Source organism: Pedobacter gandavensis, assembly GCF_032678465.1.
Taxonomy (GTDB): Bacteria; Bacteroidota; Bacteroidia; order Sphingobacteriales; family Sphingobacteriaceae; genus Pedobacter; species Pedobacter gandavensis_B.
In genome coordinates this window covers 143,852-168,289 of sequence record NZ_JAVTSK010000006.1, presented here as the reverse complement: position 1 = coordinate 168,289, position 24,438 = coordinate 143,852, and the positions used below count along the sequence as shown (strand labels likewise).

21 protein-coding genes are annotated in these 24,438 nt (G+C 39.6%); 8 read left to right on the top strand and 13 right to left on the bottom strand.

Annotated features, from left to right (window positions below):
* Positions 1–3: 3 nt before the first annotated feature.
* Genes R2Q94_RS12830 through xseA form a run of 3 tightly spaced genes read right to left on the bottom strand, consistent with a single transcriptional unit; the run spans position 4 to position 2,570 of the window.
* Positions 4–924: a tetratricopeptide repeat protein gene (locus tag R2Q94_RS12830; protein ID WP_316821864.1), complete on the bottom strand. Its 921-nt coding sequence runs from the start codon at positions 922–924 to the stop codon at positions 4–6.
* Positions 925–964: 40 nt separating this feature from the next.
* The gene (gene xseB / locus R2Q94_RS12825) at positions 965–1,168 is read right to left on the bottom strand and encodes an exodeoxyribonuclease VII small subunit (RefSeq protein WP_316821863.1); all 204 of its coding nucleotides are present in this window, start codon (positions 1,166–1,168) and stop codon (positions 965–967) included.
* Positions 1,146–2,570, bottom strand: a complete 1,425-nt coding sequence (gene xseA / locus R2Q94_RS12820; protein WP_316821862.1) for an exodeoxyribonuclease VII large subunit — start codon at positions 2,568–2,570, stop codon at positions 1,146–1,148. The genes xseB and xseA overlap by 23 nt, the downstream gene beginning before the upstream one ends.
* A gap of 50 nt (positions 2,571–2,620) precedes the next feature.
* Here xseA and R2Q94_RS12815 point away from each other — a divergent pair, with 50 nt between their 5' ends.
* Positions 2,621–2,869: a YtxH domain-containing protein gene (locus R2Q94_RS12815; RefSeq protein WP_316821861.1), complete on the top strand. Its 249-nt coding sequence runs from the start codon at positions 2,621–2,623 to the stop codon at positions 2,867–2,869.
* A gap of 40 nt (positions 2,870–2,909) precedes the next feature.
* Positions 2,910–3,149: a hypothetical protein gene (locus R2Q94_RS12810; RefSeq protein WP_316821860.1), complete on the top strand. Its 240-nt coding sequence runs from the start codon at positions 2,910–2,912 to the stop codon at positions 3,147–3,149.
* Here the strand turns inward: R2Q94_RS12810 and R2Q94_RS12805 are convergent.
* Positions 3,146–4,171 carry an LD-carboxypeptidase gene (locus tag R2Q94_RS12805; RefSeq protein ID WP_316821859.1) on the bottom strand — a complete coding sequence of 342 codons (1,026 nt, stop codon included), beginning with the start codon at positions 4,169–4,171 and terminating at the stop codon, positions 3,146–3,148. The genes R2Q94_RS12810 and R2Q94_RS12805 overlap by 4 nt on opposite strands.
* Positions 4,172–4,377: 206 nt before the next feature.
* Between R2Q94_RS12805 and R2Q94_RS12800 the strand changes: the two genes are divergently transcribed.
* Genes R2Q94_RS12800 through R2Q94_RS12785 form a run of 4 tightly spaced genes read left to right on the top strand, consistent with a single transcriptional unit; the run spans position 4,378 to position 9,426 of the window.
* Positions 4,378–5,412, top strand: coding sequence for a PmoA family protein (locus R2Q94_RS12800; RefSeq protein WP_316821858.1), 1,035 nt, complete (start codon positions 4,378–4,380; stop codon positions 5,410–5,412).
* Positions 5,413–5,470: 58 nt separating this feature from the next.
* A complete protein-coding gene (locus tag R2Q94_RS12795; RefSeq protein ID WP_316821857.1) occupies positions 5,471–6,832 on the top strand; it encodes a DUF1080 domain-containing protein in 1,362 nt (453 codons plus the stop codon).
* Positions 6,833–6,844: 12 nt separating this feature from the next.
* The gene (locus R2Q94_RS12790) at positions 6,845–8,203 is read left to right on the top strand and encodes a Gfo/Idh/MocA family oxidoreductase (protein ID WP_316821856.1); all 1,359 of its coding nucleotides are present in this window, start codon (positions 6,845–6,847) and stop codon (positions 8,201–8,203) included.
* On the top strand, positions 8,203–9,426 hold the full coding sequence (locus R2Q94_RS12785) for a Gfo/Idh/MocA family oxidoreductase (RefSeq protein ID WP_316821855.1): 1,224 nt from the start codon (positions 8,203–8,205) through the stop codon (positions 9,424–9,426). The genes R2Q94_RS12790 and R2Q94_RS12785 overlap by 1 nt, the downstream gene beginning before the upstream one ends.
* Positions 9,427–9,502: 76 nt before the next feature.
* Here R2Q94_RS12785 and R2Q94_RS12780 read toward each other — a convergent pair whose 3' ends face one another.
* Both R2Q94_RS12780 and R2Q94_RS12775 read right to left on the bottom strand, forming a co-directional pair.
* Entirely contained in the window at positions 9,503–11,188 is a 1,686-nt protein-coding gene (locus R2Q94_RS12780) for a sodium/sugar symporter (protein WP_316821854.1), read from the bottom strand.
* Positions 11,189–11,308: 120 nt separating this feature from the next.
* A complete protein-coding gene (locus R2Q94_RS12775) occupies positions 11,309–12,487 on the bottom strand; it encodes an MFS transporter (RefSeq protein ID WP_316821853.1) in 1,179 nt (392 codons plus the stop codon).
* Between the two features lie 215 nt (positions 12,488–12,702).
* Between R2Q94_RS12775 and R2Q94_RS12770 the strand changes: the two genes are divergently transcribed.
* Positions 12,703–13,560 (top strand): HD domain-containing protein, encoded by an 858-nt coding sequence (locus R2Q94_RS12770; protein ID WP_316821852.1) that lies wholly within the window; start codon positions 12,703–12,705, stop codon positions 13,558–13,560.
* Here the strand turns inward: R2Q94_RS12770 and R2Q94_RS12765 are convergent.
* The 4 genes from R2Q94_RS12765 to R2Q94_RS12750 form a co-directional block, all read right to left on the bottom strand.
* On the bottom strand, positions 13,553–14,302 hold the full coding sequence (locus R2Q94_RS12765; protein ID WP_316821851.1) for a hypothetical protein: 750 nt from the start codon (positions 14,300–14,302) through the stop codon (positions 13,553–13,555). The genes R2Q94_RS12770 and R2Q94_RS12765 overlap by 8 nt on opposite strands.
* A gap of 193 nt (positions 14,303–14,495) precedes the next feature.
* Entirely contained in the window at positions 14,496–14,864 is a 369-nt protein-coding gene (locus R2Q94_RS12760) for a DUF2784 domain-containing protein (protein ID WP_316821850.1), read from the bottom strand.
* Between the two features lie 65 nt (positions 14,865–14,929).
* Positions 14,930–17,395 carry an ABC transporter permease gene (locus R2Q94_RS12755; protein WP_316821849.1) on the bottom strand — a complete coding sequence of 822 codons (2,466 nt, stop codon included), beginning with the start codon at positions 17,393–17,395 and terminating at the stop codon, positions 14,930–14,932.
* Between the two features lie 97 nt (positions 17,396–17,492).
* Positions 17,493–18,182, bottom strand: a complete 690-nt coding sequence (locus R2Q94_RS12750; protein WP_316821848.1) for an ABC transporter ATP-binding protein — start codon at positions 18,180–18,182, stop codon at positions 17,493–17,495.
* A gap of 145 nt (positions 18,183–18,327) precedes the next feature.
* Here R2Q94_RS12750 and R2Q94_RS12745 point away from each other — a divergent pair, with 145 nt between their 5' ends.
* Entirely contained in the window at positions 18,328–19,044 is a 717-nt protein-coding gene (locus tag R2Q94_RS12745) for an arylesterase (protein WP_316821847.1), read from the top strand.
* On the opposite strand, the gene R2Q94_RS12740 is transcribed toward R2Q94_RS12745, so the two are convergent.
* From R2Q94_RS12740 to R2Q94_RS12730, 3 genes are all read right to left on the bottom strand, one after another.
* Complete coding sequence (locus R2Q94_RS12740; RefSeq protein WP_316821846.1) at positions 19,039–20,925, bottom strand: family 20 glycosylhydrolase; 1,887 nt, start codon at positions 20,923–20,925, stop codon at positions 19,039–19,041. The two genes, R2Q94_RS12745 and R2Q94_RS12740, sit on opposite strands and share 6 nt — an antisense overlap.
* A 133-nt stretch (positions 20,926–21,058) precedes the next feature.
* On the bottom strand, positions 21,059–22,243 hold the full coding sequence (locus tag R2Q94_RS12735) for an AGE family epimerase/isomerase (protein WP_316821845.1): 1,185 nt from the start codon (positions 22,241–22,243) through the stop codon (positions 21,059–21,061).
* Positions 22,244–22,251: 8 nt separating this feature from the next.
* Positions 22,252–24,342: a GDSL-type esterase/lipase family protein gene (locus R2Q94_RS12730; RefSeq protein WP_316821844.1), complete on the bottom strand. Its 2,091-nt coding sequence runs from the start codon at positions 24,340–24,342 to the stop codon at positions 22,252–22,254.
* Positions 24,343–24,438: the final 96 nt, after the last annotated feature.

Sequence of the window (24,438 nt, the reverse complement as noted above, 5' to 3'; positions counted from 1 at the left end):
CAATTAGAGTTTAACTTTTGAGGTTAAAAACTTAAGGTATTTCTTATCGTCATCAAATAGCTCTTTACCTTCTAATTTATAAGCATGGTGCAGATAATCTGTAGCATGCTTTTCTTCACCTAACTCCAGATAACTTTGTCCCATACGTAAGAGTACGAATGGATTTGGATCCTCTTCGCCATAAATCTGGTAAGCACGGTGTAGGTGGTCTAATGCTTCTTTGTACTTTTTCTCCGCAAAGTGTGCATCGCCAATTGAAGCTGAAATCCATGCTGTAGCTTCCCAATTGTCTTTTGGTGCTGGTAATACCTCTAAAGCTTTGTTAAAAGCTGCGATGGCTGCTGCATAGTTCTCTTTGTCCATTTCCGAATTTCCTTCTTCACAGAATTTATCCAATAGCTCATGCTCCTGTTCCGTGAGTTCCATTTGCTCTTCATCCTGATTTGGGACAAAGGTTTCTTTGAAAGCAATAAACTCAGGTTCATCCATTAAAGCCATTTTCAGGTAGTCTGTGTTTTCATCAATGAAAATCTTGCTGCCCTCCTTGTTATAAGCGATCAGGAAATTAGCTCTAGCATTGTCCAGATCCTTTAAAGCATAATAAATTGCTCCGGTGGTCAGGAAATGACGTGTAGAATGAATCTTCTGATGTGCCATCTTTTCTTTCAGATACTCCGTCTCCTCAAGGAAGAAAGGCAAGGCCTTTTCCAAAGCTCCCGTTTGCTCATAAAACGAATAAATGCTGTCGAGCACCACCCCTCCGACACTGCTGTTTTCCTTAGGTCCAGGTATTGAACCATTGATCTCCATTAACAATTGTTCCGCGGCATCAAAGTCTGAAGCCTCCGTTAAATCATAAACCTGATCAATCTTATTAAAAAACTCTTCTTCTTGTTCGGCGTTAAAATTCCGTTGTGTAGACATAATGTTTAAGCTTAAATGGTTTACGAATCTGACTAATATACTACTTTTGCAGTTCCATTTGTTTAATGATCTTATTTACTTCTGTCTCGGTTGCACGCAACTTGTTCTGACAGAATTCAATGAGTTCTGAGGCGCGTTTCACCTTTTCTGCCAAAACATCCACAGAAACAGATTCGGTCTCTATTTCCTGTGCGATTTCTGCCAATTCTTTATAGGCCAACTCATAGGTTAAATTCGTTTTCATGGTATGCTGATTTTGATTTTACTGTTGTTTTGATTTCTGAATTGGCCAGTCTTATGGTCAATTCTTCCCCTACATCAATCTGATCGGCATTGCTGGTGATCTTTCCATTTACCTTTAAAATTGCAAAACCTTTGTTCAGGATGTTTTGCGGACTCATTAGTCTCATAACAGATTGGAAATGGGCAATGTTTCCATTTTTGTTTACAAAATACATTCTACTGTATGATTGCATGTTCTGCGCCAGATTGTTCAAGTCTTTTCTTTTATTGGAAATAAGGATGCGGGGATTGGTCAGAATGAAGCCAGAGAGCTGTAAAATATGTTGATGATGCCCATGTAACAAATTCCTGCTCGTATTAATGGTGGATTGATTCAATTGTACAAGACGATCTTTATGATGATTGATCATCTGATAGGTCTTAATCAGGATCATTTTCTGGAGACCGGTTAAGCAATCTTCAAAATTACGGTTATGGGAAATGATAAATTCGGCTGCTTTAGTAGGGGTTTTCGTGGAAGTATGCGCCATTAAATCCGCAATAGTTTCATTTTTCTGATGCCCGATACCTGTAATTACCGGGATTGGGAATTTTGCAATCGCGCGGTTCAATTCGTAATTGTCGTACATCAGGAAATCGGTTTGTGAACCACCACCCCTAATGATGATCAAAGCATCATATGGCATTTTAGACTCATAAACGGCGATGATCTGCGCAAGGAATTGTTTGGCATTACCATCTCCCTGAACTAAAGCGAAATAGTCGTCTATTTCAAACTTATAACCAAAAGGATTATGTTCCAGACTGTGTCGGAAATCCTGAAATCCTGCAGAAGTATCTGAAGAAATCACGGCAATCCTTTGGATCACTGGACCTAATAACAAACTGTTGTTTCGAGTAAGGTATCGGTCTCCATCCTTTTGAATAAATCCGGGATTGTCCCGTAGCAAACGTTCCAGGGTCTCTTTTCTCTGCTGTTCAAATTTTCCAAGTGTAAAATTGGTATCAATGTCAAGCAGGTTGAGCTGTAAACCAAATGTGGGATTGAATTGAACAGACACCTGCACGAGTACATTAATATCATTTTTGAACTTTTGACCAGTCGCTTTTTCAAAATTATTAATATTCAGCGAAGCATTACCCCATGCCCTACCAGCCACTTTAGCCAAGATTCTTGCTGTTGTCTTATCTTTTTCTACAAGTTCAAAATAGTGGTAATTACTCTGTGGCTTATAAGTGTAATTGGTAATATCAGCGATGATCCAAAAAGTCTGTTGCCCGAATACACCATCAATTGCCTGTTGAATCTGGCGGGTGAGTTCGGATAATTTTATGGAGGGAATAGTGTTCAATAGTTCTACTTCTGTATGATTATGGCCTAAAGTTAGGAAAACTAAAAACAAATCAACTGTTTGATAGTTTATAATGCAGGAATGAAATTATAATGATGAATATGAACCAGGATACAAAAATAATATTGGGCATTTTTGCCGGTTTAGCTGCTGGTGCTGCATTGGGACTATTGTTTTCTTCTGAAAGGAAAAACAAGCAAGTCAATGGCCATACGGTTGGTTTAACAAGTGCTGGTCAGCAGAGCGAGGCTGAAACGACCAGACAATTGGAACATATTGCTCATTTAAAAGAGCGCTTGATGAATACTTTTGAAAAGGACGACTTTGCCGACCACGTAGAGCATGTCTAGCAAAATTTTTTGATGTTGGGAATTACAAAAAAGAGATTTGATGGGAAATGACTACAATTACAAAGAGATTAATAGTCTGGCAGACTTAAAAAAGAAACAAGCTGAATTATTGTATGTCCAGGAGCAATATCAGGAAAAACTAAAACAAGGTATAAAAATTTATCTTCATCAGCATTCTCCAGGATATATTGCAAAAAAATACACAAAAAAACCGAGGGAGAAAGTTCTTTCAGTATTTAATAAAGTAAAATCCTGGTTTAGTAAAAAACGAAAACCTTAAGCCGGAGAAAGTCGGCTTCCCTTTTCCCCCACATCTAAACTATGTATTACTCCACATTTTAAGGCAAAATTATTTTTTTGATGCCCAATTGGAAAATCAAAAGCTACAGGGTATCCATAATCTTTAACTTTTTCAAGTACAATATCATAAACTGTTTTTCCAAATTCTTCGCCTGGATCATCCGGTTTCACCTTGAATCCACCAATAATCAAGCCTGCTAAACGATCCAGCTTTCCCGTTCTTTTAAGGTTCCAGAACATCCTATCCAGTCGGTAAAGATATTCGCCGGTATCTTCCACAAACAGGATTTTACCCTCGGTATTGAGGTCTGATTTTGTACCGGCCATAGTTTCAATAATACTCAGGTTCCCACCAATTAACATTCCTCTGGCTTTACCTAGCTTGTTGATACTAAGCATAGGTCCCTGGTATTGGAGATATTCTCCTTTAAGCAGTTTTTTTATCGATAGAATCGTTTCCAACTGAACGGCATCTGCCAAAGCAGGATCAGCAGGAAAGGAATTACACATTTTAGAATGAATGCTGGCAATGCCATATTGGCGATTCAAATGACAATGTAAAACGGTAACATCGCTAAAACCTATGATCCATTTGGGATTGAGCTGAAAATTAGTAAAATTTAATTGATCAATAATCCTGACCAATCCATATCCACCCCTTGCACACATGATGGCCTTAATTTCCGGATTATCTAACATTTCCTGAAGGTCAACAGCACGCTCCTGATCTGTTCCACCCATACAGAAATCTCTTCTATCGATGGTTTTCCCAACTTTAACTTTAAAACCCCAACTTTCTATCATGGCTATTGCAGGCAAAAGCTCTGCGCTGGTCATAAAGCCCGCCGGACTCGTGATTCCAATGGTATCACCTGTTTTTAGATAGGCTGGAATAATTACCGGAGCAACAGGAAACAGGTTTAAGGAATTTCCTAATGAAAAGTAGCTTGGGACTGTAAATCCTGCAGTCAGCATCAAAGAGATAAAACCTTTCCTTTTCATATGAGCTACTCACTATGTGTAAATGCGAATTTTGTTTTGCAATGATAAGTCAAATTGAGGAAATCTATATGATTTACTCCATCGTTTTCGTAAATTTTATATGGGATTAAGTCTTTCTTTAATTGGGTTGTGCAAGAAGAAAAGTATCTTAGCTAAGCAGGGACTGACTGTTTTTCAGTTTGATTCTGTAAAAAACCTAACCAAGTATGACTAAATATCTGATCCTTACCCTTTGTGGGCTAAGCCTTCAAATAAATGCGCAGTCCAGGCGCGTAAGTTTCCAGCCGCATAAAAATGGAAAACAGATAAACATCAATGTGGACGGAAAATTTTTCAGCAGCTTCATCTATCCGGATAGTCTAGAAAAGCCTATTCTCTATCCTTTACAAACTGCAAGCGGACTCACCCTGACCCGTGGATTCCCACTACAGACCAGAGATCAGGAACGTACTGACCACCCTCATCATGTGGGCTTGTGGCTCAACTATGAAAGTGTAAACGGCCTCGACTTTTGGAACAATTCCTACAACATTCCGAAGGCAAAGAAAAATAAGTACGGTTGGATAAGAGGAATTAAAGTTACTGGCTATACCTCAGGTTCTCAAAAAGGAGAGCTAAGTTATACCGCAAACTGGGAAAGACAAGACCGACATGTACTTTTACAGGAAAAAACAACATTCATAATTTCGGGTACAAAAAACACAAGAACGATAGACCGAATTACCAGACTTACCGCTGTTAAAGACACCGTAAAATTTAAGGATGTAAAAGATGGAATGATTGCCCTCCGGGTAACCAAAGAATTGGAAATGCCTTCCAACCAAACCGCAGAATTTACCGACAGTCAGGGCAACCGTACTAAAGTTTCTGCGTCAGGAAACGGCGCTAATGGCGATTATCTGACCAGTGCTGGTAAAAAGGGCAACGATGCCTGGGGAACACGAGCCAACTGGTGCTTACTTGCTGGTGTAAAAGACCAGCAGGATGTCTCTATTGCTATAATTGATCACCCAAAAAATCCTGGATATCCTACCTATTGGCATGCCAGGGATTATGGCTTATTTGCAGCAAACCCATTAGGTCAGCAGGTATTTAGTAATGGAAAGGAAAATTTAAACCTCAGCCTATCTCCTGGCCAATCGGTCACCTTCCGCTATCGGATATTGATCAGCTCAACAGAAAAACCTACTACACAGAGTTTAAATCAACAGGCTTTACAATTCAGTAAAACAACGCTTTAAGTATAAACAATAAGAATTATATACAATTTCAACACATAATCATACCAAAACCATACAAATGAAAACTAAACCAATTCTACTTTTAGCTGCCTTGCTATGGGCAGGAAACCCAACCGGACTACAGGCACAGACTCAAAAATGGCATGACCTATTTAATGGCAAAGACCTTCAAGGCTGGAAACAACTTAATGGAAAAGCAAAATATGAAGTGGTAAATGGTGAGATTGTAGGTACTACAGTATCCAATCAACCCAATTCCTTCCTAAGCACGGAAAAAAATTACGGAGATTTCATTATGGAATTAGAACTATTCGTAGATGATTCGATGAATTCAGGGGTACAGATCAGAAGTGAAAGCAAGCCGGAGTACCAAAATGGTCGTGTTCATGGTTATCAGGTGGAAATCGACCCATCAGACAGGAAATTTAGCGGTGGACTTTATGATGAATCCAGAAGAGGATGGTTATATCCAATGGACATCAATCCCAAAGGAAAAATGGCCTTTAAAAATCAGCAATGGAATAAATATCGGGTAGAATGTATTGGTAATTCTATTCGCACCTGGGTGAATGGAGTTCCTGCTGCCAATGTGGTGGATGCAATGACACCTTCTGGTTTCATTGCTCTACAGGTACATGGGATTGGTAAAAATGACACTCCGGGAAAACAAATCCGCTGGCGAAATATCCGAATTCAGACGGAAAACCTAAAGCCATCAAAGAAAGATGAGATTTTTGTAGTCAACCTGGTACCAAATGACCTTTCCCCTCAAGAGAAAGCAGAAGGTTATTCCTTGTTATGGGATGGTAAAACCAGTAAAGGATGGAGAGGTGCTTATAAAGCTGGATTTCCAAAAAGCGGATGGGATATAGAAAACGGAGAATTAAGCGTTCAAAAATCGAATGGCGCCGAGTCTACCAATGGTGGTGATATTGTAACTGAAAAACAGTATGCTGCTTTTGAACTAAAGTTCGACTTCAAACTTTCTGAAGGCGCAAATAGTGGTGTAAAGTATTTTGTAACGCTCAGCGAAGGCAATAAAGGCTCTGCAATCGGTCCTGAATATCAGATCCTTGACGATGCCAGACATCCTGATGCAAAACTAGGAAAAGATGGCAACCGTACTTTAGGCTCTTTGTATGACCTCATGACCAGTAAAAAGATTCCAAATGCCCAACGCAGTATTGGTGAGTGGAACAGAGGCCTGATTCGTGTATTTCCAGATAACAAAATCGAATATTGGTTGAACGGTTACAAAATTCTGGAGTATACCAGGGGATCGGCAGAATTTCTGGCCTTGGTAGCTGATAGTAAATACAAGAATTGGAAAGATTTCGGAATGGCACCTAAGGGTCATATCCTATTACAGGATCATGGCGACCAGGTTTCTTTCAGAAGCATCAAGTTGAAACAACTATAATCCCTTGTTATTATGTTATCTTCAAGAAGAAAATTCATCAAACAGTCTGCAATTGCAGCTGCAGGAACCTATATGGGGACTATGGGTTTAACTGCAAAAAGTTATGGAAACATTATTGGTGCCAACGATCGTGTAAGGGTTGGTGTAGTTGGTTTTTCCGATCGCTTTGCAGGTTCTCTCCTACCAAGTTTCCTAAATCATCATAAAGAACTCAATTTCGACATTGTAGCGGTTTCTGATTTATGGAACTACCGTAGAGGTTTAGGTCAGGAGCTGTTGAAATCCAAATTTGGTCATGACATTTCGGCTTGTCGGAATAATGAAGAATTATACAATTTAAAAGATATTGATGCGGTAATTGTTAGCACAGCGGATTTCCAACATGCTGTACACACCATAGAAGCCATTAAAGCAAAATGCGATGTGTATTGTGAGAAACCTTTCGCCGAAACAATGGAAGATGCCAGAGCGGCCTTAAAAGCAGTCAAAGGATCAAAGCAGGTCGTTCAGATTGGTTCTCAAAGGAGAAGTGGTGGAAATTATAAAGCCGCTTCAAAATTTATTGGAGAAGGTAAGTTTGGCGACATCACCATGGTGGAGCTAAGCTGGAATGTCAATCAACCCGGAAGATGGCGCAGACCTGATCTGGTAGCCAAACTAAAGCAGGAAGATACGGATTGGAAACGGTTCCTCATCAACCGTCCCTTTGAGGAATGGGATCCTAGAAAATACCTGGAATATCGTCTATTCTGGCCTTATTCCTCCGGTATGCCTGGTCAATGGATGTCTCACCAAATTGATACCGTTCATTGGTTTACCGGCTTAAAACATCCACGTAGTGTAGTCGCCAATGGTGGCATTTACCAATGGAACGATGGGCGCAGAAACTGGGACACCACCACTGCCGTGTTTGATTATGGGCCGGATAACCATCCAGAGAAAGGTTTTCAAGTGGTATTTACCTCCAGAATGCATAATGGTGATGAAAATCCTGCAGAAATCTATTACGCAAATGGTGGCGAACTGAACCTAAACACCAATATGGTTTCCCCTAAAGGTGGCTTAAAAGCGGGTGCTGCAAGTGCCATGCATATGCAGCCAAATCTATTGCCAGAATTAAAGCTGACAGATATGGTTGAAAAAGTAGCAGCCTCTGCGAATACAGGTGGAGATAAACTAACTTCAGCGCATATGAGAAACTGGATGGAGTGTATCCGCAGCAGACAAGAAACCAATGCTCCAGTAGAAGCTGGCTATTACCATTCTATTGCAAATATTATGACGAATGCAGCAGCCAGAACAGGTAAGAAGGCCATATTCGATGAGGTAAAACAAGAAGTAATGGTAGATGGAAAGCCCTTTAAATATTAATGATGCTAAGAAGGAAATTTATACAAAATAGTAGTATTCTAGCTGGCGGCTTATTATTACCGTCGGAACTCCTTGCTACAGATAGCTTTCTCGGTTATGAACCAAAAGCAGTCGAAAATAGAATTAAAATAGGTGTAATTGGGTGTGGAGACCGTGGCAAAGGTTTAATTCACATCGCCAAACAATTACCGGATGAATTTGAACTTGTGGCCATTGCAGATGTGCTGGATTTTCGAATCAAGGAAACTTTACAGCAACCTGGGGCTGTAGGAGTTAAAACCTATGCTGATTATCGGGCTTTACTTGATGATCCTCAGATCACTGCAGTTTTCATCTCTACTCCATTGAATATGCATTTCCCTATTGCCTCTGCGGCATTAAAGGCAGGTAAGCATGTTTATCTGGAAAAAACCATGACTTATGATATTCCTGAAGCATTTGCTTTGGTAGAATTAGTGAAAAAGCACCCTAAACAAACACTTCAGGTAGGCCATCAATACCGTTATGCTCCTATTTATTATAAGGTTAAGGAAATGATCGACAATGGGTATTTAGGAAAAGTAACTCAAATTGAAAGTCGCTGGGACAGGAACAACAACTGGAGGCGACCAATAGCTGATCCTTCATTTGAGCGAAAAGTGAACTGGAGGATGTACAAAGAGTATTCTGGTGGATTGATGGCCGAATTGTTATCACATCAAATGGATTTCATCAACTGGGCTTTTCATACCCATCCAAAAGAAATTATGGCCACTGGAGGTATTGACACTTATAAAGACGGCAGGGAAACCTATGATAATGTCCAGGTAATGTTTCGGTATGATGACATGATTGGCAATTTCGGTACTACGCTTGGAAATGAAAGAGATGGTTATTTATTTAAACTAAAAGGCACAAAAGGCACGATTTCATTGTTAGTCAATGATGCGATTTTTTATCCTGAAAAGAGCCTTAAGAAAGAACTTGAAACTGTTGATGGTGTAACAGGTGCGACTAAAATCGTCTGGGATAAGAATGGTGGTATTCCAATTAAAACAGATCTTCCGGCTAAGGATGGCACTTATTACTCCTTAAAGGATTTTCATAAATCTATCCTGGAAAAAAAACAGCCAGACTCCAATGTAATTACAGGTGCTACCACAGCTTTCTGTGTACATCTGGCCAATAAAGCATTATACGGCCAGCAAATTGAGCGATGGGAACCAAAATATAATCTGGTGTAATAGCGCTATATTGTCCTAAAAAAAAACGGCTTCTATATTTAGAAGCCGTTTTTTTTTATAGGATAATTATCATTTTCTACCAGAATGCAGCATATAAAGCCACCAACATCGCAAAGATGATTAAAGAACCAATTGCAAATGAAGTGGACACTCTAAACATTTTGGCATCAATCTCTAGTCCTTTGGTCACTATGCCTTTCTTACCTTCATAAATACTAATCAGGTACATTCCAAGAATACAAATTGCAAAAACAATCAGCATTCTGTCCATAAATGGAATCTCAAATACACCGCTTGAATTGGCAATTGCCCATCCATATTCATGTAGAGAAGATAGGTCAACAAATCCCGGCAAGAATTTAAGGATTACAGATACGATGAAACCTCCTATTGTAGCAAACAAAGCCGCATTTGAAGTGGTTTTCTTCCAAAAGAATCCAAGAATAAACATGGCGAAAATACCAGGAGAAACGAAGCCTGTATATTCCTGAATATATTGGAAACCTTGCTTTCCTTCTCCCATTAAGGCATCACCTACAATTAGCGATAAAACTACTGCCATCAACATAGAAACCACTACAGTGATTTTACCTACATTCACCATGGTACGTTCGCCTGCATTCGGATTAAATGCTTTCTTATAAATATCTAAGGTAAAGATCGTTGCAATACTATTCGCTTTTCCAGCTAGTGAGGCTACAATAGCCGCAGTTAATGCTGCAAATGACAATCCTTTTAATCCGATTGGCAATAGACCTAATAATGCAGGATATGCCTTATTTGGATCTTCTACACCTGAGGCAGTTAATAAATCACTTGCCTTAATACCCCCCATATTCTCTTTAACAATAAAATATACGGCAATACCTGGTATAACCACGATCACTGGCATCAGCATTTTAAGGAATGCAGCAAACAAAAGTCCAGCTCTGGCAACTGGTAGAGAAGCTCCCAGTGCTCTTTGTGTGATGTATTGATTACAGCCCCAATAACTTAAATTTGCAATCCACATTCCACCAATTAATACACTCAGACCAGGAAGGTCCATATAATTCGGATTGTCTTTTTTGAAAATTAAATGAAAATGTTCTGATGCGCCTGTTCTTAAAAGACCGAAGCCTTTTACAATACCTTCACCACCTGAAATCAGGTTCAGAGCAAGGTAGGTTGCGACTAAACCTCCAAGAATTAAGAAAAATACTTGAATTACATCTGTATAGCCAATCACTTTCATTCCTCCCAGAGTAATAAAAATAGCGAAGATAGCTAATGCAAGAATACAAGCTGTTAAGTCTAGTCCAGATATCCCACTGATGGCCAGCGCTCCCAGATAGAGTATAGACATTAGATTCACAACAATATATAACATCAACCAGAATACAGCCATAATCATCGCTACTTTTTCATTATAACGCTGACTTAGAAACTGTGGCATAGTAAAGATCTTATTCTTTAGGTATACTGGCATAAAAAACACTGCTACAACAATTAACGTAGCCGAGGCCATCCATTCATAGGCAGAAATAGCAAGTCCAAGTTTAAATCCTGAACCGCTCATTCCAATCATTTGTTCGGCTGAAATATTAGAGGCGATCAGTGAAGCTCCGATGGCCCACCAGGTTAAAGAACCCTCAGCTAGAAAGTAATCTTTGGAATCTGCAGCTGCAGTTTTCTTTTTGTAATAGATCCAGAAACCGTAAGAAGATACGATAATGAAGTAAATGAAAAATACGATGTAATCGTATTTGTGAAGTCCGCTCATTGTGGTTTAAATATTGATTAGCTGGCTAAAATATAAATTTATTTGACATAAGTTTTCAGAAAACAACAGAAAAAATGAATTAATTTAGGGTAGCCAGAAAAGCGGTGTTTATTTCGTTAGCTATTCTGATTTTAAACTTGTTGGTTTATAGATAAATTGGAGGTACAGCAATGCCATTAGGGTCACTCCGGTACAAACATAAAAAGTAACCGGAATCATTGCCAGATCATCGATAAACAACCATCCGGCCAGTAATGCGCCAAGTCCAATTCCAGCTTCTAATGCAATATACATGGTAGCCATTGCCTTACCACGATGATGCGGATCACTTAAATCTACGGTCCATGCAGTTGCGGTTGGGGATAGCATTCCCGTAGCTACGCCATACAATGCTGAGGCAGACATTAACATCAGTGAAGAATCTGCAAGGGCTATCCATAAAGTGGAAGCAGCGAGTAATATTAAAGAACCTTTTAAAATCAAAGGTCTGCCGTACTGATCAGAAGCTTTTCCAGCCACAAAACGAATCAAAAGAGAAGTTAAAGTGAATACCATAAAAAATACCCCCTTATTACTTGTTCCCAACGCTTCACTCCAATCAGAAATTACCGTTAGTATCGCTCCATAGCTGATATAAGTCATGAAAATGATGATCACTGAAGGAATTACCCTCCATTCAATTATGTCTTTTCTATTGATCTTTAAATGGCTGATTGTGAATTTCTCTTTATCAGGAAGGGTTTCTTTCATATTCGCCAGAATTACAATCGATAAAAGGGCAAAAAGTGAAGAGCAGTAAAAAAGGATATTGATATCGAAATGATCGGTAATTAAACTCCCAATCGCAGGACCAATAGCCAATCCGGTGCTAAAACAAACACCATGTACGCCCATTGCCTCACCCCAGCGACTAACCGGCACTATATCTGCAACATAAGCTGCTGTAGCTGTAGGTTTAAATCCGGTAGAAAAGCCATGAATTAATCTTAAAAACAGAAAACCTGCAACTGTAGTTAGCATTGGATATAAAAAACCACATACAAAGCAGACCAAAGAACCTACAGCCATTACTGGTACTCTTCCAATAGTATCTGTCAACTTTCCACTGAAGGGTCTGGAAATACCCGCGGTTAGCGTAAATAAGGCTATGATAAAGCCTTTATATTCCACGCCTCCCATGGCTGTTAAATAAGCAGGTAGCTCAGGTATCAGCATATTGAAACTGGCAGAAAACAAAAAAGAGCTCAGGCAGACCAGACCAAATTGAAAGGTATAAATAGAATCGGAAGATTGTTGCATTAAAAATTAGAAGATTGAATGGCCAAAGATAAGTAGAAAAACTGTCCATTCCACTATTCCTGATGATAGCTGGAGGCATATTAAAACTAAAATCTATTTTTATTAGTAATCTCCAACCAAAAACATAGGCATTAAACTAAATTTATTAGTATACTTGTAGACTCAACAATAGCCTTCTGGCTATTATGGTTAAACTTATTTTAATTCGAAAAGACATGATCATAGTAAATGATTTATTGTATGGCAATGTAGAACTACCCCTGGTTTTTGAGGATTTATTAGCTAGTCCTGCTTTAAAAAGATTGGGCGGGGTTCATCAAAGTGGCGCCATCTTTCTCGTTAATCCTGAACTGAACCATACCCGGTTAGAACATTCAACTGGGGTAATGCTACTGATTAGAAAACTGGGTGGTTCTGAACTGGAGCAAATTGCCGGATTACTACATGACCTTTCCCATACTGCATTCTCACATGTAGGCGATTATGTCTTTAAAAATAAAGAGGAAAACTATCATGAGGAAATGTTTGCAGAAGTACTGATGAACTCTGATATTCCCGATATACTTAAAAAACACGGCTATCATCTGGATCAGATATTGGATGGCAAGTTTCCCTTGCTGGAGCAACCTTTGCCTGATCTTTGTGCAGACAGACTGGATTATACCCTCAGAGATTCCATTCATGCAGGATTAATCAATAGGCCCGCGGCCAAGTTATTTTTGGAACACATTAAAGTACAAGATGAACGTATTGTGGTCACCAATGAAGAACAGGTAGATTGGATCAATGCGCTTTATGAACGTTTAAACAAAGAAGTATTCCAACTCCCCTTACATCTTTATGCCAACCAGCAGATGGCCATATTAATCCGGGATTTCCTGAGAAATGGCTTCCTACTGGAGACTGATTTATTTAAGGACGATACCTTTCTTCTGAATAAAATCCGGAGTATTGCCTTGGGATATGAAGCAATTAAAGCAATAAAAACCTTAAAAGGCTATCCGGCTTTCTTGAAAAAAGGCAGCAGCTTAACTACTAAATTGAGGAATTTGAAAGCGATGCTATCTATTTGACCATCGCTTTCTTTCCTCCAAGGTTGACTACTGCACCAATGGTAAAAATGGAATTCCCGGCAGTCATAAATTTCCTGTCTCGTAAACCAAAATTACCACTTGTGGTATATTGAAGCTGTACTGCATCACTTAGCCTCATTCGGGTAAAGAAAACTGGTTCAATGAACATATTGTCTTCTTTAGCCTGGCCAATATTATTAATTAGAAAAGTATCCATACCTACATGGCTAATTCTGATGGCCGTACCATAGTTCAAAGCATATCTGTTTCCAAAAAGCTTCAGGTAGCTATTCTTTTTAGAACTGTAGTTTACCTGAATAAATTTTTTTGTAAAGCTCACTTCTTCTTTAGAGCTGCTGATCAAAACATGATCATCATAGTCTCTGAAATTTCTATCAGCACTTCCCCCACCAAATCCAGCGTAAATTTCGATGATCTGATTGTTATCTTCTCCAAAGGTATCGATATACCCCCCTCCGATTTCGAGCAGTTTATGACGAAAATCCTTGCTGGTTTTTTCATTTTTCATATAGGAACCACTGAATAATACTCCAAAATGATTGGAAACTGCATAAGCAGCATTGATACTTGCGTTTCCTTTTGGTGAAATGTGTGCGCCTGCACTTAGCTCCCCCTTTTCACTCAACATTGGTGTATTTGGAACATTAGGCATGTATATAGAGGAACATGAACTCCATATGGCGGCAACAAAAATAAAGGGGAAAATCAGCTTTTTATTCATAAATCGGGAACATTAGCAAAACAATATTCAATCAGGGATTAGCCTGAAATTTTCTAAAAATAGGGATTTGGAGGCTATTTCTATTAGGTTCTAAGCTGAAAACAAAAGAATAATCAACTGTGCAAAAGATGATTAGCACATAAAACACAGAGTAACAGAGCTGTTACAGTGTTCATATACACCCTAATTTCTATTATGTTTTTTTTCTAAAAAAATTAAGATATACAGAAATAGAGATCGAAATCAGAAATACACCCAAGGTTAAGGTATCTACCAACTCCGGGTTAATGTCATATCCGGTCATCCGGTCTCCATAGTACTTCACAAAAGAATTTGGCAGGTTTCTTTCTCCCAATTGTTCCTTAACCTGCCATTGCCAATCTGTGATTGGACAATAACCAATTCCATACCAGATTCCTAAAATCAACCAACAAGATAAAGTAATGGCTACACCATATAAATGCAGCCTTCTGGTAGCCGGAAATACCCAGCCAAAAAGGTTAAAGCCAATGATCAATAAATGCAGCAGCGTATAAAAGTAATCCAGGGCAACTAAATTCATGCTATCTTCTTTCTATAAATTGAGTTTTAAATTCATAAGGCATAGCAGGTATATGCTATTGCTGCTTAGGACTCTTTTCTTAAAACTTCTAATGGGGGTCTGTTCAAAACACTCCTGCTGCTGTAGACACCAGTGATCATGACTAAAAGAGGAATACCTAGCAAGAATCCCATTAAAGGCAAAATATTTGGCACATAATTACTATCCAATGCAAAAACTGCCAGAGTCCAGCTGGCAAATATGGCAAGAATAATCCCTGCAGCTGTGGCAATAAATCCGAGAAAGAGGTACTCCAAGCCTGTGATAGTCATGATTTGTTTCCTACTTGCCCCCATAGTTCTTAACAACACACTTTCTTTTAATCTTTGTCCTTTGCTGCTGATGACCGAAGCCAACAATACAATCCAGCCAGTAGCCATACTAAAACCGGCCATAAAACGGATCACAAAATTTATCTTATTCAGCAGTTCATCAATTGCTTTAATAATCATATTTAAATTAACAATTGACACATTTGGAAATTGTTTCAATACCTGAGACTGTAGTTTTGCGGCAAGTTCTGTGCCATCAACATGTGTCATAAATACATAAAACTGAGGTGCCTGTTCCAACACACCTTCAGGAAATACTACACGAAAATTAGGCTCTACGGTATTCCAGTTCACCGAGCGGAGGCTACCCACAATAGTTTTAACAGGCATTCCCTGTACATTAAAAACAATAGAATCGCCGACTTTTACCTTTATACGATTTGCATAGGCTTTTTCCAAAGAAATGTAAACGATCCCGAATTTTGAAACATTCCCTGTCCATTTTCCATCGCTGATCATTTCTGTATTTCTTAAAGTTTTTTGATAGGTAGCTCTGATCTCCCCTCTAAAAGCACCTGAAGCCTGATCATTGCCATCCTTACTCAGGTAACTGTTTTCAGATTGTTCGGCGGTTTTACCATTGAGCTCGGTAATTCTCATCGTCACAATAGGAACTTGTCCTAAAACAGGAAGTTTATTTGCTTTTAGCAGCTTCTCCAGGCCAGCATTCTGTGCCGGTTGAACCTCAAAAAGTACCGTATTGGATTTTGCACCATCTCCTGAAACCGACACCTTATTCAAAAGCTGTCCTTGAACCAGGTATAAAGTCACGATAAAAAGCGTAGATAAGCCTATTGCAACAGTAAGGAGCATCGTTTGATTATTAGGGCGGTAAAGATTGGCAAAACCTTGACGCCACACATAAGCGATACTTGCTGGTATCATTTTTTGTAATATCAGCATCAGCAATTTAGATTGGCCTACCAATAAGAGAAATGCAATTAAAATCCCGATTAAAAAAGCGAGAGATTTCGCAGTATCATGCATTTGCAAATAGGTAAAACTATATACAAAACCAATGATCAGTAAATAAACAAACCATTTTAAAATATCTCTTTTCGGTTTTGACCATTCAAAAGAGACTCTGATTGCATTTAAAGGCGAAATGCTTCTGACAGAGATGAGCGATGGCAATGCAAACAAAACGGATATGAAGAGTCCTGTGGCCAGGCCTTGTCCGATTGCAGACCAGGAAATACCTACAGACAACTCCAAAGGAATAAAATCCTTAAGTACCAGGGGTAATAAAAATTGTAAAGCAGTTCCTAGTAAAGCGCCTGTTATCGCTCCCAGAAGGCCGATCACCATCACTTGTATCAGATAAATCAGAAAGGCCTCTATGGTACTTAAACCCAGACACCTTAATGTAGCGATTACTGCTAGTTTTTCTTTAATATAGACCTGTATTGAAGTTCCTACACCGATACAGCCCAATAGTAATGCAATGAATCCTGATAAAGCAAGGAATTCGTTCAGGTTTTTAAAAGCCCTTCCTGTACTTTCCTTTTTGGTTGCCACGGTTTCCCGCCCCAATTGTTCTTTATCCATGAAGCGCTTATAGCGCTTTAAATCCTTATTGAGGGACGCAATGTCATTATACTGATAAAAATAGCGGGTTTGTATTCTACTACCTAACTGAGTCAAACCTGTTTTTTCCAGATATTCGAGTGGAATATAGACCACAGGCGTGATGCTGCTTGTAATTCCAGCCTGGCCAGGAACGCCCTCCAGATTTCCTTCAATCATAAAACTCAGCTTTCCTATTTTTATGGAGTCGCCGGTTTTTGCCTGATATTGTACCATCAATGTATGGTCCACCAAAGCCTTCCTGCCTGTTCTGAAGGTCTGGGCAGCTGCAACAGGTTTTGTTTGTATAGTCCCATAAAATGGATATGCACCTTCCAATGCCTTAACTTCAACCAAACGGGAGCCTTCTCCCTTTATAAAGTAGAGCATCGACACAAAGTTCTTTTCCTTTGCACGAACCGTTCCTAAAGTATCTAATAACCGGGTAACAGCCGGACTTATAACTCGGCGACTTTGTACGATTAAATCAGCACCTGTTAATGTTTTCGCTTGTTCATCAATATCACGTTGTAAATTCGCTTTAAATGAATAAACTGCGACCAATGCTGCGATTCCCAGGATGATGGAAGACATAAATAGCAGCAACCTTGAACGGTTCTTTCGACTATCCCTCCAAGCCATTTTTATTAACCAGGAGTAATTAATTACTCTCTTATTATTCAAATTAAGATCAGCCATGGTTCAATAATAAATCATCAACAACCAGACCTCCTTTTAATTTGATCATTCGGTTTGTTTTAGCGGCCAGTTCCAGATCATGAGTTACGATAACCAGCGTAGTTCCCGCCTCCTTATTCAGATCGAACAACAGTTTAATCACCTTATCACTGGTATCTGCATCGAGATTACCTGTGGGCTCATCCGCAAACAATATGGCAGGTCGATTTGAAAAAGCCCTTGCCAAAGAAACCCTTTGCTGCTCACCACCGGAAAGCTGTATAGGATAATGCCCGGATCGGTCGGCCAGACCAACCTTATCCAATAAATCCAAGGCGTGTTGTCTGATATTTCTTTCCCCTCTCAGTTCCAGGGGAACCATTACGTTTTCCAAGGCTGTAAGTGTAGGCAAAAGCTGAAAATTCTGAAATATAAAACCAACATAACGGTTTCTTACAGCTGCCCTTTCGTCTTCGGTTAAATGATCTAAATCGATCTGATTTAAAGACACTGTCCCTGAACTGGAACGATCCAGACCTGCACACAAACCCAATAAAGTTGTCTTTCCACTCCCCGAAGGACCAGTAATGGCTACTGTAGTGCCCCTTTCAATGGAAAAATTGATCTGATCGAGTACCCGCAATTTTTGACCGGCATTTTCGTAAATTTTACTTACATTTCGAATGTTTAGAATGTCTTCCACAGGCGGTTTATTTAGGATCTTGCTATAAATTAATGACTCAGAAAATTGCAACCGATATTACCTGACATAAAAAATGAATGGCAATGCCATTAAATATAATGGCTTTAGTGTGCATTCGTGGTATTTTGATAAATAATAATTTGATATGTTACAGCTTAGATTTAAAGGTTCCCAGGTTTTAATGTTGGTATTTTCTGCAGTATTCAGCCTATTCAGCTCCTGCACTGGACAGGGCGCTGCTGACACATCCGACGAAATGAAACAAAACCAGAACAAATCAACTAAAAGCCCTATGGAAACAAAGAAGAATAGCAATAAAACCATCTTATGTTTTGGAACCAGCCTGACTGCCGGTTATGGCCTTGATGTAAAGGAGGCTTTCCCAGCTTTGATACAGGAGAAAATAGATGCAGCCGGACTTCCCTACACGGTGATCAATGCAGGTTTAAGTGGTGAAACCTCTGCTGCTGGAAACAGTCGCATTGATTGGTTATTAAAACAACCGGTAGACCTATTGATCCTCGAATTAGGGGCTAATGATGGACTCAGAGGACTTCCAATATTAGAGACGAAAAAGAACCTTCAGGAAATCACAGATAAAGTCAGGAAAAAATATCCAGAAGCAAAGATTGTCCTGGCCGGTATGCAGATTCCTCCAAGTATGGGGGCGAAGTATGCAGATGAGTTCAAATCGCTTTTCCCGGATCTAGCCAGGAAAAACGATATGAAATTGGTGCCCTTTCTTCTTCAAGGCGTTGGTGGAGTGCCAAAGTTGAATCAGGAAGATGGAATTCACCCTACAGCTGAAGGGCAGAAAATCCTGGCAGAGAATGTATGGAGCGTGCTAAAACCCATTTTATAAGGAAGGATCTGCAGCCACGAATGTGAACATCCATTTCTGCGGATTTTTCCAGTCCGCTCCTTTAAAACTGGCAATAGGTAATTTTAGCAGAATCTCATTCCAACCTTGCTTTAAGGCTATTTTGGTAGGTGTTCTAAATTCATAACCTTCATCGATCAAAGGAATTTCCATGTTTCCAGCTAAGCCTGCCTGTTTCCAGGCAGGTGGATCTATCAGAACTCCATTGACATAAACACTACTCTTACGGTTGTCCCATGTTCCTTTTTCCGGAGAACTGGAAGCATAAGATCTGGACATATTGTTAAATCCGATCCAGAAATTTTTAGTTTCATTATCATCACTCCAAATTTTACGGTAAGCATACCAGGTGGTATTTTCCTGAGGCTTGTCTAAAACTCCGGTTACTTGTGGTGTCCACCAATGTCTAAGTACGATAGTACCCCCCACAACTTCCATTGCTACTGGCAAACTGTCTTTACTTAAAGTAGGCGATTCCGGATCAAATGAAGCTGTTAAATCTCCTCCATTAGCAAAAGGACCGATTAATTTCCAGCTGACATCAGACTGAGCCACATAAGGAAAGGGCAAAATTGCAAAATAACGATGCTTATGTTGCATCAATCGGCTTTCAAACTCCGAGAAAGCAAGTGCTTCCGGAGATGAAACACCACCTATTTTTGCCAACCAGCCTGGAATTCCTCCACCTCTCCAACTGCGCTCCGAAAAAGCTAAGATTGAAGGATAAACCGGATTCTGTATCAGGGCGTCTTCTGGTTTAGTAATGTTACGATCTGGCCAGTTGCAAATGATTCCGCCCAGGGCATTCTCATTGCCTTTGTCCAGATTAGAGATCTTTCTGTTGAAAATTGTCACTACGCTTTCCAATGGATCCATATGATTCAGATACAAGTGTCTGGAATCAACATATTGTATATTTTTATTCTTGCTAACTTTTGTAGCGCCCTCCATCCATAATTGTCGGATGGTACTTTCTGTAAAATTACCACCCGGCTCCCATCCGATTACTTTTTTCCCTAATTGTTCAATGAGTTTTGTCACTTCTGGAAGGAAGTTCACGTTGGTAATTTTCACCTCATCAGCACCAATATGCAGATAAGGTAAATTATACGTTTTAATAAATTCCCGAATCAGGTTTTTAACGATATTCAATCCGGTATCGCTTTGCATTTCCGTTTTCATCGCTCTTTTGAAAGCCTCACTATGTCCAGGCATATCGATTTCTGGCACCAGAGTAATGTGACGTTCTTTACAATATGCGATGAGGTCTTTCATTTGAACAACAGAATAAAAGTCACCTTTATTTCGAATCATTGTTTCAGCCGCGGTTAATTGAGGATAAAGTTTACTTTCCAATCTCCAGGCAATATCTTCTGTAGCATGAAAATGAAAAACATTCAACTTATAAGCAGCCATCACATCAATTTGCTGCTTTAACATCGCAACAGGCTGAAAGTTACGACCAACATCCACCATATAACCTCTCCATGAAAAGGCTGGCCAGTCTACAATATCACAGGAAACCGCTTTTTTGTCTGGATCGATCAATTGCTTTAAGGTTTGAATACCATAGAAAATACCTTTCTTAGTTAAGGCGGAAATGCGTATTTTTTCTGGGCTCACAGAAAGACGGTAAGCTTCTTCCTTGAATTCTGCCTCTGACATTTCATCATTTCCCAATTGAATATATGGAGAATGATCTGTTGGGATTTTTCCAATTTTAACCTCTATGCCTTGAGTTTTAAGTCCCTTTTGCAGGATTTTAGCTTCTGGAATGAACTGATCATTATCCACTATAATTACCTGACACTTTTTAAAATCAAAAACACCAGTTTTCTTTTCCAGGTGTTGAGGAAGGGGCATTAAAGCGGGCATTTCCCTTTGGTCCTCTTTCAGAGTTGGGACCTGGGCGTATAATATATCGTTAGAGAGCAACAAAGTGATAATTATTAAAAGGTTTCGGATAAACATAATTATAAATCAGGAATAATAAAATTTATTTATTGAGCTCCGCTGCCAGTAAAGCCGCGCAATACCATTCTTGTCTTGGTAAATGAAATGGTCCTTTAAAAAGGTTTCCCTTAGCCGTTTGTGCTAAACTACCATCTCTATGTAAATATCCAAACCACTCTCCATTCACCTGATCATGAAAATGACCATAGGCATAATCATGCACCATTTTATGCCATTTTGCATATTTTTCATCCCCTGTGATGGTATAGGCCAATAAAGTGGCAATAATCACCTCGTTATGTGGCCACCAGAACTTCATATCCTGCCAGTATTCCTGTACTGGTTTATCATATACATCTTTAAAGTATAAAATTCCTCCATGTTCCTTATCCCATCCGCGTTCCCACATGTAGTCTAACATTTTACAACCTAAAGCAATAAGCTTAGGATCATTATTTCTGTATTTCGCTTCATGAAGAATAAACCAGGCCCCTTCAATTGCGTGTCCGGGGTTCAACGTTCTACCATCAATATGATCCACAATGCTGCCATCGGGAGCCACCTGTTCCATCACACATCGGATGTCATCCTTCACAAAATAAGTTTCAATTTCGGTAATCCATTTATCGATCCATTCATCACAGCGTGGATCTCCAATCGTTTCTCTAAGTTGCTGAGCGGTATTCATCATAATCATGGGCACACCGATACCTTTGGTAGGTCTCGTTCCAGTAAATTTAGCTGGTAGTAAGCCTGGTGTAGTTGCATACTCGATACATTTTCCGAAAAGATATCTGGCCATTTCTGCTGCCGCAGGATCACCACTGGCTTTTGCATAAGCCGCATTGGCAATCACAGCAAAAGTCTCCGAAAAATAGTACCTACGTTTCCGAATCGGCTGACCATCACGTGTGACATGGAAAAACATCTGTCCATCGTCGTCAAAGCAATACTTATTCAGAAAATCTATTCCTGATTTTGCGGCCGACAACCATTCTTGCTTTGGTTCAACAGTATTGTATAAAGTAGACAGCAACCATGCTGCTCTGCCCTGAATCCAAACTGCCTTATCATCATCTATCAATGTACCATCCTGATCACGCATCAACAGATAACCTCCGAACTCAGTATCTACTGATCTTGGAAACCAAAAAGGAACGGTATCATTTAAAAGTTGATCACTATAAAATTGTTGTAATTGTTTAAGGTCTTCTTGCGTATAATTCATGTCTTCTATTAATTTATAGGTAAAGTAAATGTAGAGGCCGGCAGTCCGACCTGATTGGTTAAGTTGGCCTGACTATACGGTTCGTAACTATACCTTACTGTTCTTATGCTTTCTTTGTTTATCTGTGTAGGAATCTGGAGTTCCACTTTATTGTCGGACAGCGAAGCTGATACAGGAATGATCGTTCCCTTTTCCAGCACTAAATCAAAGCCTTTTAATAAGCCTCCATCTTTCGGGCTTAATACTGTTCCGCTTGCAAAGGAAATCTCTATTTTATCCCCTTTCTTAGATGCATATTTAGCGACCGGGCCTTCGGCTATCAGGTCTTTATGGTAGCTATGTTTTAAAGCGAGTAAAGCCAATCGTTGACCAATCTCCTTCTTTTTGTTTGGATGTACATCCAGTGAATCACCCAAATCTGAACTTACAGCCATATAAGTATCAGCTAGCTGATATTGAATTACGCGTTGCATATCTCTAAAATAAGGCCAGGAAGGACGATTAATTCCCGAAAGTTGTACATAGTAAAATGGGAAGTCAATACCCCATTTCTCGCGCCAGCTTTTGATGAGTACAGGAAAACTGTGTGCATAAAGTTCCGGATTCTGTGTATTACTTTCTCCCTGATACCAAATAACGCCTTTTATGGGAGAGCCGATGAGTTGTGCAATCCCTGCTTCATAGTTATAGGCAGGCTCATAGGGATGGCGCTGTCTGGGGTTCGAAGCGTTTTTAAGGTTAAGGTTTGCCCTTCCACGTGCCCATTCCTGCACAAAATCAGACTTCCGCCAATTGGTTAACACATCCACCAATTGAGGATCATGTTCCATCGTATAACGGTCGATCCAGGATTCCAGTGTAGAACCGCCAACAGCCATTTGAATCAAACCGATAGGTACGCCCTGGTCCTGCTGCAATTGCTGACCAAAATAATAACCAATTGCAGAGAAATCAGCCGCATTCTCCGCAGTTGCTGTTTCCCAATTTCCTGAAAAATAATTCAAATGGTTGAGTTGAGCCAAGGTCGTACTGTCCCATGAAACGGCATCAGTTTCTGCAATTGGGGTAAATTTCATTAACCTCAACTCAGGTTGCCTCGGAAAATCCTTTAATACGGCAGCACCTGTTGCAGATTGTTTCAACTTGAAATACATATTTGATTGTCCGGAACATAGCCAGATATCCCCGATTAAAACATCATTTAAGATGATTTTCCTTTTCTTATCCTGGATCTGCAGCTGGTATGGCCCGCCATGTGGCATGGCAGGAAATAGCACTTTCCATTTACCATCCTTTCCAGTGATCACCGTTTTCCTGACACCCTTAAATAAAACCGTAACTGGTTCGTCGGCATCAGCTACTCCATAAATAGGAATGGCCTGATCACGTTGTAAAACCATATGACTGGTAAACAATGCTGGCAGTTTTAAGCCACCATAGTTACCGCTTATGTTTTGATAAACTGTTTGCGCAATAATAGCTGCACCTTCCTTATCCGGATGCAGATTGTCAGCAAAAAGATCTGTACGACTATTTAATGGCGCATTCAGATCAATCAGCGAAGCCTGATTGTCTTTAGCGATTAGAGGGATCTCTTTTTGAATCTGCCAATACCATTCACGTGTTCCTGATTTAAACCTTGGATGCTCACTAAATATGGGGCTTAAGCGGCAAACATATAATTTGATTTTAGGATTGTTTTTTTTTAAAGTATCCAAAAGCCAGGCGTAATCCCGCTGGAATTCATCCCTGTACTCCGGCCAGTTTCTTGGATCTGTATCATTCAAACCAAGGTGGACAATGGCAATATCTGCCTGAAAATTCAGGGCAGCTGTAAATTCTTTAGTCTTAAAATAAGGTCTGTGTCCTTTCTTTAGTAAAGTCGCCCCGCTCAGTCCGAAGTTTCCTACTTCATAAGCATTGCCCAATAAATTCTGAAGTACAGAAGGATAGGCTTCATGCCCTGGATCTTTAAGCAAATAACCTGCAGTAACGGAATTTCCGATGCAGGCTACTTTGATCTTTTTATTCTGGGCAAACAGGTTAAACTGCAAGAAAAGCAACAACAGCCCAAGGATGATTTTTAAAGTGGTTCTCATTCCGTTTTGTTGATATTGATCAGCTGTTTTAGCAGCCTTGTTTATTTTGGTTTAGGCGCTTAGTATCTGCTAAGCTATATTAAAAGATAAGTCCAA